The organism is Rhodanobacter sp. C05 (genome assembly GCF_002001165.1).
Taxonomy (GTDB): Bacteria; Pseudomonadota; Gammaproteobacteria; order Xanthomonadales; family Rhodanobacteraceae; genus Rhodanobacter.
The window spans coordinates 79477-97230 of sequence record NZ_MUNQ01000020.1; the positions used below are offsets into that span (position 1 = coordinate 79477).

Annotated in this window: 15 protein-coding genes; 8 read left to right on the plus strand and 7 right to left on the minus strand. The window is 62.7% G+C overall.

Annotation, left to right across the window (positions count from 1 at the left end; genetic code table 11):
* Window positions 1–37: 37 nt before the first annotated feature.
* From B0E51_RS16300 to B0E51_RS16330, 7 genes are read right to left on the minus strand one after another with little or no spacing between them, the layout of a single operon-like run.
* Complete coding sequence (locus B0E51_RS16300) at window positions 38–1075, minus strand: phytanoyl-CoA dioxygenase family protein (protein ID WP_143525964.1); 1038 nt, start codon at window positions 1073–1075, stop codon at window positions 38–40.
* Window positions 1065–2159 (minus strand): GSCFA domain-containing protein, encoded by a 1095-nt coding sequence (locus B0E51_RS16305; RefSeq protein ID WP_077445939.1) that lies wholly within the window; start codon window positions 2157–2159, stop codon window positions 1065–1067. The genes B0E51_RS16300 and B0E51_RS16305 overlap by 11 nt, the downstream gene beginning before the upstream one ends.
* Complete coding sequence (locus B0E51_RS16310) at window positions 2156–2893, minus strand: hypothetical protein (RefSeq protein ID WP_077445940.1); 738 nt, start codon at window positions 2891–2893, stop codon at window positions 2156–2158. The genes B0E51_RS16305 and B0E51_RS16310 overlap by 4 nt, the downstream gene beginning before the upstream one ends.
* Window positions 2890–5235 (minus strand): glycosyltransferase family 2 protein, encoded by a 2346-nt coding sequence (locus tag B0E51_RS16315; protein WP_168172664.1) that lies wholly within the window; start codon window positions 5233–5235, stop codon window positions 2890–2892. The genes B0E51_RS16310 and B0E51_RS16315 overlap by 4 nt, the downstream gene beginning before the upstream one ends.
* 28 nt (window positions 5236–5263) lie before the next feature.
* Window positions 5264–6766, minus strand: coding sequence for a class I SAM-dependent methyltransferase (locus B0E51_RS16320; RefSeq protein ID WP_077445941.1), 1503 nt, complete (start codon window positions 6764–6766; stop codon window positions 5264–5266).
* Entirely contained in the window at window positions 6756–8129 is a 1374-nt protein-coding gene (locus tag B0E51_RS16325) for an ABC transporter ATP-binding protein (protein WP_077446076.1), read from the minus strand. The genes B0E51_RS16320 and B0E51_RS16325 overlap by 11 nt, the downstream gene beginning before the upstream one ends.
* On the minus strand, window positions 8119–8925 hold the full coding sequence (locus B0E51_RS16330) for an ABC transporter permease (protein ID WP_077445942.1): 807 nt from the start codon (window positions 8923–8925) through the stop codon (window positions 8119–8121). Before B0E51_RS16330 ends, B0E51_RS16325 begins: the two co-directional genes overlap by 11 nt.
* 218 nt (window positions 8926–9143) lie before the next feature.
* Here B0E51_RS16330 and rfbB point away from each other — a divergent pair, with 218 nt between their 5' ends.
* The 8 genes from rfbB (at window position 9144) to B0E51_RS16370 (ending at window position 17750) form a co-directional block, all read left to right on the plus strand.
* Window positions 9144–10214 (plus strand): dTDP-glucose 4,6-dehydratase, encoded by a 1071-nt coding sequence (gene rfbB / locus B0E51_RS16335; RefSeq protein ID WP_077446077.1) that lies wholly within the window; start codon window positions 9144–9146, stop codon window positions 10212–10214.
* A gap of 26 nt (window positions 10215–10240) precedes the next feature.
* Window positions 10241–11125 carry a glucose-1-phosphate thymidylyltransferase RfbA gene (rfbA, locus tag B0E51_RS16340; protein ID WP_077445944.1) on the plus strand — a complete coding sequence of 295 codons (885 nt, stop codon included), beginning with the start codon at window positions 10241–10243 and terminating at the stop codon, window positions 11123–11125.
* Window positions 11122–11679 (plus strand): dTDP-4-dehydrorhamnose 3,5-epimerase, encoded by a 558-nt coding sequence (gene rfbC, locus B0E51_RS16345; protein WP_077445946.1) that lies wholly within the window; start codon window positions 11122–11124, stop codon window positions 11677–11679. The genes rfbA and rfbC overlap by 4 nt, the downstream gene beginning before the upstream one ends.
* Entirely contained in the window at window positions 11676–12611 is a 936-nt protein-coding gene (rfbD, locus tag B0E51_RS16350) for a dTDP-4-dehydrorhamnose reductase (RefSeq protein WP_077445948.1), read from the plus strand. The genes rfbC and rfbD overlap by 4 nt, the downstream gene beginning before the upstream one ends.
* An 18-nt stretch (window positions 12612–12629) precedes the next feature.
* A complete protein-coding gene (locus B0E51_RS16355) occupies window positions 12630–14042 on the plus strand; it encodes a mannose-1-phosphate guanylyltransferase/mannose-6-phosphate isomerase (RefSeq protein WP_077445949.1) in 1413 nt (470 codons plus the stop codon).
* Between the two features lie 429 nt (window positions 14043–14471).
* On the plus strand, window positions 14472–14744 hold the full coding sequence (locus tag B0E51_RS16360) for a hypothetical protein (protein WP_143525966.1): 273 nt from the start codon (window positions 14472–14474) through the stop codon (window positions 14742–14744).
* Between the two features lie 138 nt (window positions 14745–14882).
* Window positions 14883–17180, plus strand: coding sequence for a phage tail sheath C-terminal domain-containing protein (locus B0E51_RS19795; RefSeq protein ID WP_077445952.1), 2298 nt, complete (start codon window positions 14883–14885; stop codon window positions 17178–17180).
* Between the two features lie 42 nt (window positions 17181–17222).
* Window positions 17223–17750, plus strand: coding sequence for a phage tail protein (locus B0E51_RS16370; RefSeq protein WP_077445954.1), 528 nt, complete (start codon window positions 17223–17225; stop codon window positions 17748–17750).
* Window positions 17751–17754 lie beyond the last annotated feature (4 nt).

The following is a 17754-nucleotide window of genomic DNA, read 5'->3' on the forward strand; positions in this document are numbered from 1 at the left end:
TGCGCCACGTGCATCGCATGGCGCCGACCGGCGACGCCTACAGCTTCAGCGGCACCTGCCCTTCCGGATAGGCGGACGGCGCGAAGAACCACGACTCGATCGCGTAGCGATCCTTCGCTATCGCGGCGGGAACGCCGGTGCGGTGCAGGAAGAAATGGTCGAACAACAGGGCATCGCCGGGTGCGAAAACGGGACTGGCCGTAGCCATCCCCGCCGCCGTCTCCGCGACCATGCCCTGACCCACCGACCAGTCGAAATAGGCGCCGTGCGTACCGGTGGGCAGTACCTGCGACAGCCGGCGCGGCAGGAACTCCAGCCCGGACGCATCTTCCCCGCAATGGGAAAGCGCCAGCCAGACATTCACGCTGCGGATGTCGGCGCCCATGAAGGCGCCGTCCTGGTGCCAGTCGGCATGGCGGATCGTCCCTGGCACGCAACGCAGGGTCGACTTGCCGACCGACAGCATCGGCTGTTCGCCGAAATATTCGGCAACCATCCGGGCTATCCCGCTGGTACCGAACAGTTCGGTCAACTCGTAGAGCATGCGCGGCGAGTCGGCCAGCCAGACACCACCACCGTCTTCCACCCAGGGACGTGCCTGCGCCAGTTCGCAGTCGTCCCGCAACGGCAGACGTGAATACCAGGTGCCTTCGAAAGCACCCTTGCCACCTGCATGCCAGGCTGTGCAGGCATCCAGCGCCTGCCTGACGCCACCGGCCAGCCGCTCAGCTTCGGGAGCTTGCAGCAGCCCCCTGACCAGCAGCGCCCCGTGGTGCCGGATGCCGGCGGCAAGCGTGCGCGCGTCCAATCTTTCAGCGGGGATCTCCGGGACCCCAGTGACACCAGCGAACGGATCCGCGGGCGGTGTCGACCAGGGATCGGTGATCACAGCGGCAGGTGGTTGCTCCAGATAGGCCTGATAGCGGCACAGCGCCAGCAACCGCTCGATGCACTCGTCGGCCTGGTGTCGTCGGCATTGCGTCAATTCCGCGATCGCCTCATCGAAGTGACGCTGTTGCATCAGTTCCTGCGCGCGACGCAGACTTTCATTCGCCAGTTCAGGGCTACCCATCATGTCCTTCCACGTGAGGTTGTGCCTGCGCTACTTCGACCGCCGACGGATCCAGTCGCGCCTCGTCGCACAACGTGTCCATCACGGCCTGACCCAGTCGCAGGAAATCGTCGCTGCCGGCCACGGCAGCCGGCGACACGGCACTGCCGTCCAGCACGTGCCGGAAAAACAGCGACATCACCTGGTGCACGCCGGACTCCAGGATCGAGCGGCGGTCCTCGGCCAGATACTCGCGACCGGCAGCGTTGATGATCTCGTAGGCCGGAAAGTAGTAGACACCCGGCAGCCGCATCAGCTGTTCGGCAACGACCCGCAACACGGCCTTGGCATGAGTGGACGCCAACAGGACGTGCTGCGGCTTGGCAGTCGCCGCCAAGGCCACCGGCGAAACAGTCAGGATCATCCGCATGGATGGATTGACCGCACGTACCTCTTCGATGAAGGCACGCAGATCGGCAACCACCTCGTCCACCGCGAGATCGAGCAGCACATGCCGGGCGGCATCGAAGTGCCCCGCTGCCACGCCCGGACACAGCGGATACACGGCACCGTCCTCGCGCGATGCCCAGCATTCGGTCAGTCCCAGCGTGAACACGAACACGTCCATCTCGCTGAAGGCACGGCGTACCGCGGCGAAATGCTGGCGACGATCCTCGTGGTATTCGCGCAGGGAAGCGAAGCCGCCGGGCTGGATGGTGGGCCGGAACGGATCGAACCAGTCCGCACCGTCCCCCCATACGTCGTCCAGCGGCACGAAGACGCCGGTCGCACGCCGCCACAACTGCAGCAGCTGGCGCGAGGTGTAGATATTGCCGTAACGCGCCGCGTAGACGCCGTAGCCGAAGGTCTCGGCGAGATCGGCACCGAGCAGTGGATGCGCCGGCTCGGTTTCGAAGCAGGCCAGACCGTGTTCGCGCAGATGACGCGCGACGTGCTGGGCGAAACAGCTGCCCGCAGTCACCACTCGCGTATGCGGCGCAATCCGGAACGGCGGCGGCGTCACCGGGTCGATCTCGGCGCTGGCACGGCCGGCCATGGCCCGGCTCCAGCGCTGCCGCTCGTCGATGCCGTTGTAGGGATGGTTCATGCCAGACGCCTCATCTGCTCCAGCACCAGCTCGCCATAGGCTGCATTTGCATGGGCACCATCGCCATAGTACGGCTCGCGCATGAACCCGGCTTCGTCGATGCTTGCGGGCGGGCTGGTCACAAAGGCGACGGCGGCGCCATCGCACCATTCGCCGACAATCTGAGAATGCAGGCGCCAAAGCTTGTAGCGGAAAGGTGCCGGCGAGATCTCCTGGCACATGCCGGGATACATGCCCCAGGGTACGTCCGCGTGCATGCGCACGGCATCCGCATACGGCGGTGGCGACTCGATATGGAACATCGGGCCGCTGCAGAGCCGGCGTATCTGCAGCATCAACGCCAGATATTCGGCCATCATCGATTCCAGCACGCGACGCACCACCAGCGCCGGCAGCAGTTCGGCGGCAGGATCCAGCGGCAACTCCGGTTGGGTCGGCAGCACGAAATCGAAACGTCGCGGGTGCACCAGCATGCCGAGCACGCCGTGCGCCGCACCGCCGACCATCGAGAACACCGGCCCGCGATGCTCGCGCAGTTGCTGCTCCAGTGACGGCGTCAGCCGCGGCACATCGCCATCGCGCAGTATCGCGCCAGGCATCTCCCAGAAATTCAACGCGGTTAGCGGAATGCCCGCCGTCTCGGCGGCACGGGCCACGCATGCCACGTGGCTGTGGCCGATGCACAGCAGCGGATCCGGTTTGCCGACCCGGCGATCCAGCCAGCCCAGCTTCATGCGTGTGAAGTCCGGACTTCGTGCACAGTCGCACTGCCTGCCGTCACGGCCGGTGCCTCGATCGGGAATTGTGGCCATTCGCGCGGTGGGAAAGCGAGCGCGAACGGTTCGCCGGCGAGCGTGAGATTGGGGTTGTAGGCCGGGTCGTGATCCAGCAGGCTGCCCCAGCGCTTCTTCATGAATTCCACCTCACGCGAGAAGCGCGCCCGCTTCTCCGGGGTGTCCTCGTGTCCGCGCGACGCAGACTCGTGGTGATAAAGCTCGGCAAACGGCGTCCACACATTGGTATAGCCGAGTTGCCGCAGCCGCAGGCAGAAATCGATGTCGTTGAAAGCCACCTGCAGCGAAGCGTCCAGGCCACCGGCCTGCTGGTAGGTGGTCCGGCGCACCATCAGGCAGGCCGCCGTGACCGCGCTCATCGTCTGCGTCAGTCTAGCCCGCGCCATCTGGCCGGAGTAACCCCGCGGCATGCCGCTGTAGGGATGTGCCGCCACGCCGTGCACGCCGGTGACCACGCCGGCGTGCTGGATGGTGTTATCGGGGTAGTACAGCATGGCGCCGACGGCACCCACATGCGGGCGCATCGCATGGCTCGCCAGTTCCTCCAGCCAGTCCGGCGTGATCACCTCGATATCGTTGTTGAGCAGGCAGATCAGTTCGCCGCGACAGACCCCAACGGCATCGTTGTTGATGCTCGAATAATTGAACGGCTGGTCATGCCGCTGCACGCGCATCCTGGGATGGGCCGCCAGCTCGGCCAGATAGGCCATCGATTCCGGTTCGACCGACTGGTTGTCCACCACGACAATCTCGTAGTGCGGGTATGTTGTCCGCTCCAAAATCGAATCCACACATTGCCGCAGCAGATCGATACGGTCGCGCGTGGGGATGATGATGCTGACCTGCGGCAAGCGATCAGGCAGCGGGTGACGTATCCGGAACACGCCCCACAGTCCCTCGATCTCCATCACTTCGGCGGTCTCGCCCTGCCGTACAAAATGCTCGTGCAGCGCGCGCCGGCCTGCATCATGGGCATAACCTTTCTGGTCCACGCCCTGCGCGGTCGACCCGGCGATCGCGCGCCAGTGGTAGAGCACCACCGGGACATGGCCAATCTGATCCGCTGTCAGCCGCTCACTGCAGCGCAAGGCCAGATCCCAGTCCTGGCTACCCTCCAGACCTTCACGGAATCCGCCTGCCGCATTGACCAGCGCACGCGAATAGACGCCCAAATGGCTTACACAGTTCTGTCCATGCAGCAGATCGGGATTCCAGTTCGGCTTGAAATAGGGATCGTAGCGTCTGCCATCGACATCGATCTTGTCCTCGTCCGAATAGACGAACTGCCACTGTGGGTGGCGCTGCAGTGAGTCGGCGATCGTGGCCAGTGCGGCCGGATGCAATTCGTCATCGTGATCCAGCAACGCCACGAAATCGCCCCGCGCCATGGCCAGCGCACTGTTCGATGCGGCAGAGATATGGCCGTTGCGTTCCCGCCAGACGACCCGGACACGAGCGTCGCGACTCGCATATTCCTCCAGCACGAGCCGCACCTGCGGCTCGGTGGATGCGTCGTCAGCTATGCACAATTCCCAGTGCGAATAAGACTGCGCCAGTACGCTGTCCAGGCAATGCCGCAACCAGACTTCCGGCGTATTGAAAGTAGGCAGCAGTATCGATATCAGCCTGTCGCCATGGGTTGATATCGGCGCAACAGAATGATCGTAGAGATTCAGCCAGCGCTCGTAAGTGGGTGCCTTGGAGTTGCGCCGTACATACAGTCCATGCAGCCATGTCGCAAAAGCATGCCGCCCACCGGGTTCTCGCAGCTTTCGCCATGCATCCAGCTTGAATGCATGAGTATCGACACCAGTCGCAGCGGCCTCTCGCGTCACTGCCCGCCACATGCGCCAGCTGGCGCCAATGCGCCCCAGTCGCCTGATCGTTAGGTGCTGCGCATGAAACGTGCACGGCATGCTTGCCGGATCAAGGCGCAACCGCTGCACGTCATGCAAGAGGAGCACTACGCCGGCGTGGTGTCTCGTGCCTGGCCGAATGAAACCCAGATGCAGCGACCACGACTCATGCATGCCATGCCCGTAGTCGAAATACAGCACCGGCTCCAGTCGGTCGCCATCGGAATCCTGCAACTCGATGGAAAAGCGATACCAGCCGGCTTTCAGCGGAAACCCGGTACCCACGCATTCAAATTTCGGGTCGTTGCCGCTGGCGCACCATGTCCCTGGCTCGTCGACCACCGGCATGAGCTGATCCAGCGGCTGCAACGTCAGCGCACTGCCGCGCCAGTGCGAGCGCAGGTAGTTCCAGAGTGATCGATACACGGACTGCATGTTCCAGTGACCTTGCCCACTAGTCCCGCTTGATAAGCCGCTTCAGCAGCGACCAGAAATTGCGTCTCGTCAACGTGTCGACGCTTTGCTGCAGCTGTTGCAGGCTGCCGTGCAGCGAGGCTCGGATGCCATCCAGCTCCGTCGCCAGTTTCTGCTGCATGAGTTGCTGTTGCTGGAACTCACCCGCCAAATTCTGCTGCATGACTCGCTGTTGCTGAGACTCATCTGCCAAGTTCAGCTGCATGACTCGCTGTTGCTGAAACTCACGCGCCAGGTTCTGCACATCCACCCGTTCGCGCGAGAGCTGGCGCATGTCGGCCAGAGACGTCGCCTGCTGTTCAAGCATGTACCGCAGCAGCGGAGCACCAATGATGGTCTCGTAATCCACCCGTATGGTCACCTTCAGCGCGGTGTTGCATAGCCCTGCTCCAAGAGCGCTTCCAATCTCGAATTCGACATTGGGGTCGTCATCAAAGCTGGCCAGACGAAGCGATGACGTGCCGATGGCCGGCAGCAACTCACCGTTGACATGCCCGAGCCGATCGGACAGACGCGGCAACTCCTGCACTTGTGCATCGTCACCGAATCGCAGCGTAACCCGGCTCATTCCATAAATGCCTGGCAGATCGGCCGGATCAAGCCGCAGGTAGTCGGGACGAATGCCAGCCGGCAGCACGAACTGCAGATCCAGCACACCATCGACGGCATCGATACCCTGCGACAACATGCGGCTGTCGTCGAATACTTCGTCGTGGCTGCGATAGTAAAGGTGGCTGATCACCGGTTGCGGCTCGGTCATGCTGGCCGGCACCGGACGGTCATCGGCGTCCACCAGGGTGCCTGCCAGTGCCTCGAAAAAAGCGCGAATCGCCTCCGCGGAACCTAGCGCATGTTGCATGAAAGCGGCAAACGGCGCCGGCACCGCCGTACCCACCGCGACAACACCCAAGCCATGGCTATGCCGAAAATCGAAGCATGGGTATTGCACCGACAGTTCTTCCAGGAACTGCGCCACGCCAAACCCGCGTTCGCGCACGGCTGTGTCATGCAACAGCACCACCGCGCGGTCGCTGAGCTTCGGCAGCCAGGTCTCGAAATCGTGGCGCACCGCTTCGTAGGTATGCAGGCCATCGATGTGCAGCAAGTCGATACTGCCGTTCTCGAATTGCGCAACCGCCTCGTCGAACGGGCAGCGTAACAGGCGGGAGAAGCTTTCGTAGAGCGGATCGTGCCGTGCGCGCAACGCCCGGTACACCTGCTCGCCGTAATGCAGGGCATGCACATCGCCCTGCCAAGTATCCACTGCCGTGCAATGGCAGTCCAGCTGTAACGCCTGCACCGCCTGGCAAAACGCCAGGTATGAATTGCCCGAATGCGTACCCAGCTCGACCAGCCGGGCCGGCCGCAACAGATCCACCACGAGATAGGCGAACGGGATGTGGCCAACCCAGCCATACGGCGGCACGATCCGCGGCCGCATCAGGATCAGCGGGTGGTTCTCCAGCATGAAGTCAGCACTCATTCGTCATCCGCTCCAGCCGAATGTCCAGCATCGGTATGCCGATCAGCCCCGCCACCATGGAACCTCCGGTCGCGGTGAAACGCAACGCCTCATGCATCCAGTGCTGCACCACGTGCTGCTCTTGCGTGCCTTCGGCAGCACCCACCGCGATGAAATACTCGCCGGAAATCAGCCGCGGCATCACGAAGCTGAAGCTGGCGTGGAAATGCTGACCCGCAGCGACCGTGAAGTCACCTTCATGGCTGAAGCCGGTGTTGTCACCGAACAGCAGCTGCCCGAGGCGGTCCTTAACATAGAATCCGGTGATCACGTTGTCGGTGTCCGCGTCGGCAACCAGCTCGATGCGCAGCATCACACGTTCGCCGGCCACCACCGTCGCCACGGCTTGTCCGTGTTCGTTGCACAGGGCCGCATGGACGATCCGTACCTTGAACTCGCCGAAACCGGCCGCATCAGGGCGGAACGGGAAAACGCGCACGTCGGTACGCAGGATAGAGCGGTCGAACAACTCCTGCCGTTGATCCACCTGGCGCTCCTGCAGCGCGCGGGATGACTGCGACGCGCGAAGCTGCCGCGACTGGAAGCCGCCCTGCTGCTCGGCCAGCGAGGCCTCCATATAGGCCTCCATCACCATGCGGGCATCGCCGATGCGCTGCACGCGGCCATGCTCGAGCCATACCGCGCGGTCGCACAGGCTGGTTATCGCGCTGCCGTCATGGCTGACGAACAGCATGCTGCCGCGCTTGCGGAATTCGCGCAGATAACGCATGCACTTCTGCATGAAGAAGGCATCGCCGACCGCCAGCGCCTCGTCGATGATCAGGATGTCGGCATCGACGTGAACCACGACGGCAAATGCCAGGCGCATCACCATGCCAGTCGAGTAGTTGCGCACCGGTTGATCGACAAAGTCGCCGATGTCCGCATAGGCCAGAATCGTGTCGATGCGCGCGTCCACCTCGCTGCGGGTCAGCCCGAGGATGGACGCATTGAGATACACGTTCTGGCGGCCGGTGAATTCCGGATTGAACCCGCTGCCCAGCTCCAGCAGCGCAGCCACGCGACCACGTACGGCGACGCTGCCCTCGCTGGGCTTGAGCGTGCCGGCGATGAGCTGCAGCAGGGTCGACTTGCCGGCACCATTGCGGCCGACGATGCCCAAGGTTTCGCCTCGCCGCACTTCGAAACCGACCTCGCGCAGCGCCCAGAACTCCCGATAGAAACGCTGGTGCCCGCCGACCAGACTCTGCAGCATGCGATGCACCGGCTTGTCGTAGAGCTGGTAGCACTTGCCCAGCGCACGCACCTCGATCACCGCATCACCGGACGACTCCGGCACCGGCTGGACATCGTTAGAGGACATCGGCAAATCCATCCCGCGTACGCTGGAACCAGGCATAGCCAAACAGCAGTACGGCCACCGCGACCACACTGTAGATACCCAATGCGTGCCAGTCCGGCGACTGGCCAAACAGCACCAGCTGCCGTGTCTGTTCGATCATCAAAGTCAGCGGATTGAAGGCAATCCAGCTGCGATACGGTTCATGCAGGTTTGATGCGGGATAGAACACCGGGCTCAGAAACATCAGGATGGACGAAATCACGCCAGCGATCTGGGTGACATCACGGACAAACACACCTAACGAGGCCATCAGCCAACTCACTCCGCACAGCAGCAGCACATAAGGCGCATACAGCAAGGGCAGATAGAGCACCGTTGCGTGCAATGCATGCTGCGAGATCAGCACGAAGATCAGCAGCACCAGCAAACTAAGAAGTGCATTGAACAGTGTCGAGGCCACCATGACACAAGGCAGGATCGCCAACGGAAACACTACCCGCTTGACCAGATTGCTCTGCGAGACGATGACGCCCGGAGCACGCATGATGCATTCGGCCAGAAGGGAATGCACGATCATGCCGCAGAAGATCATCAGCGAAAAATCGGCGCCTGATTCCATGTTCGGCCAGCGCATGCCGAGGAATACGCGAAAAGCCAGGGTGTACACCGCCAGCATCAGCAATGGATTGAAGAACGACCACAACAGGCCCAGAAAGGAACCGCTGTAGCGACCGGCAACATCGCGCTTGGTGAGTTCCCAGAAAACATCCCGCCTGGCCCAGACACGCCCCAGCAGAGACATTCTCGCCACTTTCATCCTCATGCCGCGCCCTGCCTGGATACTGCTCGACGCTGAAGCGCCACTGACCATTTTCCACCTGCCACCCGCACCACTCCTCAATTCCATACTGCCAATCGTGGCAAACTACCAGTTGATCCGCCGCACGTGTGCATCGGTTCCACGGCCTGATTGCCAAGGCCATTCATGAACCATTCGCGCCCGAATGTTCGCCATTCGACACTAAAGAAGGACTGATGAACAGCCCGTCACGTCACATCACCTCACTGCTGGTCACCGGCGGAGCCGGCTTCATTGGCGCCAATTTCGTGCTGCAGGCCGTCGCGGATGGCCTGCGCATCATCAATCTGGACAAGCTCACCTACGCCGGCAACCCGGACACCCTCGCATCATTGCAGGGCAACGATCGCCACGTGTTCATACAGGGCGATATCGGCGACCGTACGCTGGTGGCACAGCTGCTGGCCGAATACCGACCGGATGCCGTCGTGAACTTCGCCGCCGAATCGCACGTGGACCGTTCGATCGATGGCCCCGCTGAATTCGTGCAGACCAATGTAGTCGGCACACTCGCACTGCTCGAGTGCGCCCGCGATTACTGGCGCAACCTTGAAGGCGCCGCGCACGAGGCGTTCCGCTTCCTGCATGTGTCGACCGACGAGGTGTACGGCTCGCTGGGTACCGAGGGCAAGTTCACCGAGCAGACCGCCTACGCACCGAATTCGCCGTATTCCGCCTCCAAGGCCGCTTCCGATCATCTGGTGCGCGCGTTCCAGCACACCTATGGCCTGCCAACGCTGACCACGAACTGCTCGAACAATTACGGTCCTTACCAGTTTCCGGAAAAGCTCATTCCGCTGGTGATCCAGAAGGCGCTGGCCGGTGAGTCGCTGCCTGTCTACGGCGACGGCCGCAACATCCGCGACTGGCTGTACGTCGGCGACCACTGCAGCGCGATCCGTCGTGTGCTGGAAGCCGGTCGCGTGGGTGAAACCTATAACGTCGGCGGCAATGCCGAGCGCGAAAACATCGCCGTGGTGAAAACCATCTGCGCCCTGCTTGACGCACGCAAGCCGCTGGCCGATGGCCGCCCGCGCGAATCACTGATCACCTACGTCAAGGACCGCCCCGGCCACGACCGCCGTTACGCGATCGATTCCAGCAAGCTGCAGGACGAGCTGGGCTGGCAGCCATCGCAGACCTTCGAGACCGGCATCGCGCAGACGGTGGACTGGTACCTCGCCAACCAGCCGTGGGTGCAGCGTGTGCTCGACGGCAGCTATCGTATGGAGCGCCTCGGCGCCTGATCGCCGAGACCATCAAGGATTCGCGCATGACCACGAAAGGCATCATCCTCGCCGGTGGCTCCGGCACCCGGCTGCATCCGATCACCCGTGCGGTCAGCAAGCAACTGCTGCCGGTGTACGACAAGCCGATGATCTACTACCCGCTGGCCACCCTGATGCTGGCCGGCATCCGCGAAGTGCTGGTGATCAACACGCCGCACGAACAGGACATGTTCCAGCGCCTGCTCGGCGACGGCTCGCAATGGGGCATCGACATCCGCTACGCCGTGCAGCCCTCGCCGGACGGACTGGCGCAGGCCTTCACCATCGGTCGCGACTTCGTCGACGGCCAGCCAAGCTGCCTGATGCTGGGCGACAACATCTTCTACGGCCACGGCCTGACCGAGCAGCTCAAACGTGCCGCCGCGCGCGAGCACGGCGCCACCGTGTTCGGCTACTGGGTGAGGGACCCGGAGCGCTACGGCGTGGCCGAGTTCGACGCCTCCGGCCGGGTGATCGGACTGGAGGAAAAGCCTGCACAACCGAAATCCAGCTACGCAGTCACCGGCCTGTACTTCTACGACGGCCGCGTCTGCGACTACGCAGCGGCACTGCAGCCGTCGCCCCGTGGCGAACTGGAGATCACCGATCTCAACCGCTGCTACCTCGATGATGGCTCACTGCAGCTGGAGCGGCTCGGTCGCGGCTTCGCCTGGCTGGACACCGGCACCCACGAGTCGCTGATGGAAGCGGGCAACTACATCCAAACCATCGAGAACCGCCAGGGCCTCAAGGTGTGCTGCCCGGAAGAGATCGCCTATCTCAACGGCTGGATCGATACCGAACAACTGCTGGCGCTGGCAGCACCGCTGGCCAAGACCGGCTACGGCCAGTATCTGCATCAGTTGACCAGACAGGGCCACGCGCGATGAAAGTGATCGAGACTGCATTGCCCGGTGCACTGATCCTCGAACCGCAGGTATTCGGTGATGCCCGCGGCTTCTTCTACGAAAGCTACAACAAGGGCAAGTGGCAGGATGCCGGCATCCTGGCCGACTTCATCCAGAGCAACGTCTCACGCTCGGCCAGAGGCGTGCTGCGCGGGCTGCATTACCAGTGGCCGAACCCGCAGGGCAAACTGGTCAGCGTTCTTGAAGGCGAGGTGTATGACGTGGCAGTGGATATACGCCGCGGCTCGCCTACGTTCGGACAATCGGTCGGCGTGATGCTGACCGCCGACAACCATCGCCACTTCTGGATACCGGAAGGTTTCGCGCATGGCTTCTGCGTGCTGTCGGAGTTCGCCACGTTCACCTATCAGTGCACCGCGCTATATGACGCCAAGGCAGACGCCAGCATCCGCTGGAACGATGCCGCGCTGGGCATCGACTGGCCGCTGAGCATGCCCCTGCTGTCCGACAAGGACGGCAAGGCTCCCCTCTTGGAGGACGTCGCGCCCGAGCGTTTGCCGGTTTTCCTGCCGTGAAGATCCTGCTGCTGGGTGCCAACGGCCAGCTTGGCCGCACGTTTCTCGATCATGGCGGTCTGGCCGCACGCGGCCATCTGGTCACGGCCAGCCGCGACGGCACGCTGGCGCAAGGCGGCCACGGTGAGATCGCCGACCTGTCGATACCCGAATCCCTGCCTGCCCTGCTCAATCGCGTGCAGCCTGCGGTGATCGTCAATGCCGCCGCCTATACGGCAGTCGATCGCGCCGAACAGGAAGAGGCACTGGCTACGCGTGTCAACGGCGAAGCGGTCGGTGTGATCGGCGACTGGGCCGCCGTGAACGGTGCGCTGGTGATCCATTACTCCACCGACTACGTGTTCGACGGCAGACAACAGCAGTCCTACGCGGTCGATGCACCGACCGGCCCGCTGGGCGCCTACGGCCGCAGCAAACTGGCCGGTGAACAGGCGCTGCGCGACAGCGGTGCCGATCATCTGACGTTTCGCACGGCTTGGGTGTATGCGGCACACGGGCAGAATTTTCTGCGCACCATGTTGCGGCTCGGTGCCGAGCGCGATGAGCTGCGCGTGGTTGCCGATCAGCATGGTGCGCCCACCGACACCGGCTTGATCGTCGACGCAAGCCTTGCAGCGCTTGATTGCTGGCAGCAGTCAGACCTTGCACAGCGCCGGAAGCTCAACGGTATCCACCACCTGGTGGCCAGTGGTGCCACTACCTGGCATGGCTTCGCCAGCGCGATCTTCGAACAGGCTGCCACCATCGGCGTACTCGCACGTCCGCCGCGACTCGTCCAGATTGGCAGTACCGATTACCCCACGCCCGCCGTGCGCCCGGCGTGGTCGTTGCTGGACAATAGCGGCTTCCAGCAGCACTTCGGTTTTCACCTGCCGGACTGGCCGCATGGCTTGCGCGAAGTCCTGCGTCAGCTCGCTCCATCCAGCCATTGAACTAAGGATACGGCGCCCATGTTGATTCCCCTCATCCTCAGCGGCGGCAGTGGCACCCGGTTGTGGCCGGTATCGCGCCGGAATCTCCCCAAGCAGTTCCTTGAACTGGCCGGCAAGGGCACGCTGTTCCAGCAGACCATTGCACGCACCCGGCAACTGCCTGGCGTGGCCGCACCGATCGTGGTCGCCAGCGAGGATCACCGTTTTCTCGCCGCCGACCAGCTGCTGGAAGCGGGCGTTGTAGGCGCCACCATCGTGCTGGAGCCGCTGGCACGCAATACCGCACCGGCGATTGCACTCGGCGCATTGCAAGCACTGCAGCGTGATGCCGATGCCATGCTGCTGGTGCTGCCGGCCGATCACCTGATCGGCGACACCACCGCATTTGTCGAGGGAGTGCGGCAGGCACTGCCGCTGGCCGAACAGGATTGGCTGGTGACGTTCGGCATTCGCCCGGATCGCCCGGAAACCGGTTTCGGTTATATCCGCCGTGCCGAAGCGATCCATGGCAACGGTTACCGGGTTGAACAATTCGTCGAGAAGCCCGACCTCGCCACCGCCGAGTCCTATCTGGCGAATGGCAGCTATGACTGGAACTCCGGCATGTTCCTGTTCAAGGCCGCGCGTTATCTGGAGGAACTGGCCGCGCACGCACCCGAGATGCTTGCCGCCGTGCACGCGGCGCATGCCAAGACATCCGCCGACCTCGATTTCGTGCGGATCGACCACGAGGCGTTTGCACAGGTCCCGGATAATTCGATCGACTACGCCGTGATGGAAAAGACCCGCCGCGCCGCTGTGATCCCGGTCAGCTGCGCGTGGAGCGACATCGGCTCGTGGTCGGCGCTGTGGCTGACCGGCGACAAGGATGCCAAGGGCAACCTGCGCGAAGGCGACACGATGGCGGTGAATACGCGCAATTCACTGCTGCGTTCGCACGACCGCCATCTGCTTGCCACGGTCGGTGTCGATGACCTCATCGTGGTAACCACCCCGGACGCCACCCTGGTAGCTCACCGCGATGCCGCGCAGGATGTGAAGAAAATCGTCGAGCAATTGAAGGCTGCCGGTCGCAGCGAGCACTCATTGCATCGCGTGGTGCATCGGCCGTGGGGCAGCTACGACTCGCTGGAGGCGGGCGAGCGCTTTCAGGTCAAGCGCATCCAGGTCAAGCCCGGCGCCAGCCTGAGCCTGCAGAAACACCATCACCGCGCCGAACACTGGATCGTGGTCTCCGGCACCGCCGAGGTGACCTGCGACGACAAGGTGTTCCTGCTCGGCGAGAACCAGAGCACCTATATCCCGCTCGGCAGCAAGCACCGCCTGCGCAATCCCGGCAAGGTCGCGCTGGAACTGATCGAGGTGCAATCCGGCAGCTATCTGGGCGAAGACGACATCGTGCGTTTCGACGACGTCTACGGGCGCACCTGAGTCTAATAAGTATCCCCCGGCAAAGCCGGGGGCCTTACGATTGCTGGCCCCTCAAGGGGGCCTATTCGCAATCGGCGAAGATCAAGAACCCAAAGCAACTCCGCGCAGAGCGTAACCCCCGGAGTTGTCAAACTTCGAGAGTCCCCGGCAGAGCCGGGGTGTTTCCCTCGGTAATAAAGCCCGTAAAGCGAGCCACTTTGGCATCCAGGTCGGACAAATCTGTCCAGCCTCGCGGCAGCCATGGAATCAGCCGGACGTTGCCTTCATCCCGCGTGCGTGCAGGACAAAAATATCCATATACGGCGTCACGCGCCGCGCGCCTGCCCAATCAAAACAAGCACCTGCAAGGACGATGCTGCTGGCATCGTCCTTGCCATCTGCTTCCCCATGAATGGCGCTGAGCGGCCAGCAGGTGATCCGGACGAGTCGGTGCCCGAGCTAGTGCGACGCCTCGCCGGTTATGTACGTGCCAATCCGCTTGCAGGAGATACCAAGGAGGGCATTGCGCAATGGTGGCTGGGTCTTACGCCCGCGTCGGTGAAGGCGGTGGAGCGCGCGTTGCTCGCGCTGCAGGCGGCTGGCGTACTCGAATCGATCAGCGCAGTCGATGGCCGCGTGCGCTATCGACGTGGCTCGACCGATGCCGAATCCGATGCGCAGCTGGATCGCTTTGTGGCACTGCACGCAACGAAGAACACCTGACCGCATGACCTGCTTGCCTATCCGCACCGCCTTGTCGCGCCAGCTCGCAGAGGCCGGCTTTCAGAGAGCCCGCTCTTGGAGGGCTCATCCGGCTCCGCGATTCGCCCCTTCCAATCCACCGTCAGCAAGGTAACCACTATGGCGACGTCCTATTCCTACCCCGGCGTATATGTGCAGGAACTGCAAAGTGCCTCGCATCCCATTTCCGGCGTGCCGACTTCGATCGCCGCCTTCGTGGGTTACACCAAGACCGGCATCGATAACCGCGCGCAGGAAATTTTCAGCTTCGGTGACTTCGAGCGTTTGTATGGCGGTGTCGTCGCCAACAGCGAACTCAGTTACGCCGTGCAGCAATTTTTCCAGAACGGTGGCGGTCAGGCCTATATCGTGCGAACGCCGGCGACATCGCTGGGCGCGAAGGCCGCGCAAGTGCAGTTTCAGACCAACTTCACCTTTCAGGCGCTGAGCAGCGGCACCGCCGAGAACGGCAATCTGTTGCTGGATATCGACTACATCGGCCTGACCCCTGGTGGTAGCGGTACCGGCGTCGACGCCACCGTGTTCAATCTGACGGTGACCGATCTGGCAGGCGGCACCACCGAGTATTACCCGTCGATCACCTTCAACAACACCAAGGGCAATTGGGTGCAGACCGTGGTGAACGACCCGGACAACGGCTCGGCACTGGTGCAGATGAATCAACCCACGGCAGCGCAACTGACCGCGATCCAGGCGATGACCAGCATCGCGCAGACCGGTTTGGTCGGCGCCGCGATCACGCCATATGACATTGCCAGTGTGCTGTGCGGCACCACCACCATTACGGGCACCGCGGCGATCACCAATGGCAGCGCGGAAGTGATCGGCACGGGCACGTCGTTCAATACGGACCTGAAGTTCGGCCAGTGGATCACGTTTGCCGGCGATGCGAGCAAGACGCCGTATCGCATCCAGTCGATTACCAATGGCACCACCATGACGTTGACCCAGAGCTACAGCGGCACCACCGCTGCGGGTTCGGCCATCAATGTGGCCAATGCAACAGTGAGTGGCACCGCCGATCTGGGTGTGTCGCTGACCACTACGTCGCCGGCGACCGTACCCGCCGGCTTGCCGATCACAGCCAAGGTCTTTGGCGCAGGCACGCAGCTGCCGATGACTCTTGGCGGTATTGCGACGCTGATCCAGCAGGCGATCAACACGGTGCTCGCGGTACAATTGCCAGGCGCAACGGTCGTCGTGACCGCCACCCAATTGCCGGGCACGACCGCCGCGCAAGCGCTGCGCATCAACGCGTTGGTGCCCGGCAATCCCGATGCGGTGATCAGCATCGGCGACCCGTCCGCTGCGTCGGGTTTGAATACCTGCGCAGCCACGTTGAAACTGAGCACCGCCGCAGGTGCGACCGCCAATGTCGCGCACTACGCCATGGGCACCGGCAACACCTGGGCTTCGGAGACGGCCTCGCCGCTTGGCGCCGACGGCGCCGTGGCCGGCGTCGTGGCGTTACCGGCCACCGCCGACATCATTGGCGATCAAGCGGCGTTCAGCGGTATCTACGCACTGCAGAAAGTCGATCTGTTCAACTTGCTATGCATTCCAGACGCCACGCGTGCGATGCCGGGCGATCCGAGTGCGCTCGACCCCAATATCAATACCAACGCGATCTATAGCGCCGCGGTCGCGCTATGCGATCAGCGCCGCGCCTTTCTGCTGATCGACTCGCCGCCGGATGTCACCACGGTTGTCGGCGCTGTCGACTGGATCAGCAGCGGACTTGGCGTGGTCGATCCCAATGGTGCCGCGTTCTTTCCACGCCTGCGTCTGCCCGATCCGGCGAATGCCTATCAGCTGCGCACCTTTGCACCATGCGGTGTCGTCGCCGGTGTTTATGCAACTACCGACAACACGCGCGGGGTGTGGAAGGCGCCGGCTGGTACCGCTGCGGTGCTCAACGGCGTGCAGAGCATGATCTACAAGCTCAGCGATCCGGAAAACGGCGTGCTGAATCCATTGGGTCTGAATTGCTTCCGCAATTTCCCGGTCTATGGCTCGGTGTTGTGGGGTGCGCGCACGCTGGTCGGCGCCGATGCGATGGCCAACCAATGGAAATACGTGCCGGTGCGCCGCACCGCGCTGTATATCGAAGAAAGCCTTTATCGCGGCACCAAGTGGGTCGTGTTCGAACCGAATGACGAACCGTTGTGGGCAGCGATCCGCCTGAACATCGGCTCGTTCATGCAGACGTTGTTTCTGCAAGGCGCCTTCCAGGGCAGCACGCCGACGCAGGCCTACTTCGTCAAATGCGATAGCGAGACCACCACACAGGCCGATATCGATAACGGGGTGGTCAACATTCTGGTCGGTTTTGCGCCGCTGAAGCCGGCCGAATTTGTGGTGATCCAGATCGAACAGATCACGGCACAACAATCCTGAAACGCGCTCCCGCATCCATGCCCTTAGCGGCGGAGACAACTCATGGCCGAATTTTCTGTCAACCCCGAACGTCTCAATCCGTATCAGGCGTTCAACTTTCGCCTGAAATGGGACGGCCGTTACGTAGCCGGTATCAGCAAAGTATCGTCGTTGAAGCGCACCACGGAAGTGGTGAAATTTCGCGACGGGGGCGATCCCAGCACGAGCCGCAAAGCGCCCGGCCGTACCGAATTCGAAGCGATCACGCTGGAACGCGGCGTTACCCACGACACCGATTTCGAAGCGTGGGCCGCCAAAGTGTGGCAAGTCGGCGCCACTCTCGGCAGCGAGATCTCGCTGGCGGATTTTCGCAAGGACGTGATTCTCGACTTCTATAACGAAGCGGGCCAGCTGGCGATCAGCTACAAGATTTATCGCGCATGGGTATCGGAATATCAGGCGCTGCCCGATCTGGATGCCAATGCCAACGCGGTAGCGATTCAGCATATCAAGCTGGAAAACGAAGGTTGGGAGCGCGACATCTCGGTGACCGAGCCGACCGAAGTCAGCTACAACTCGACCGCGGCGTGATCGA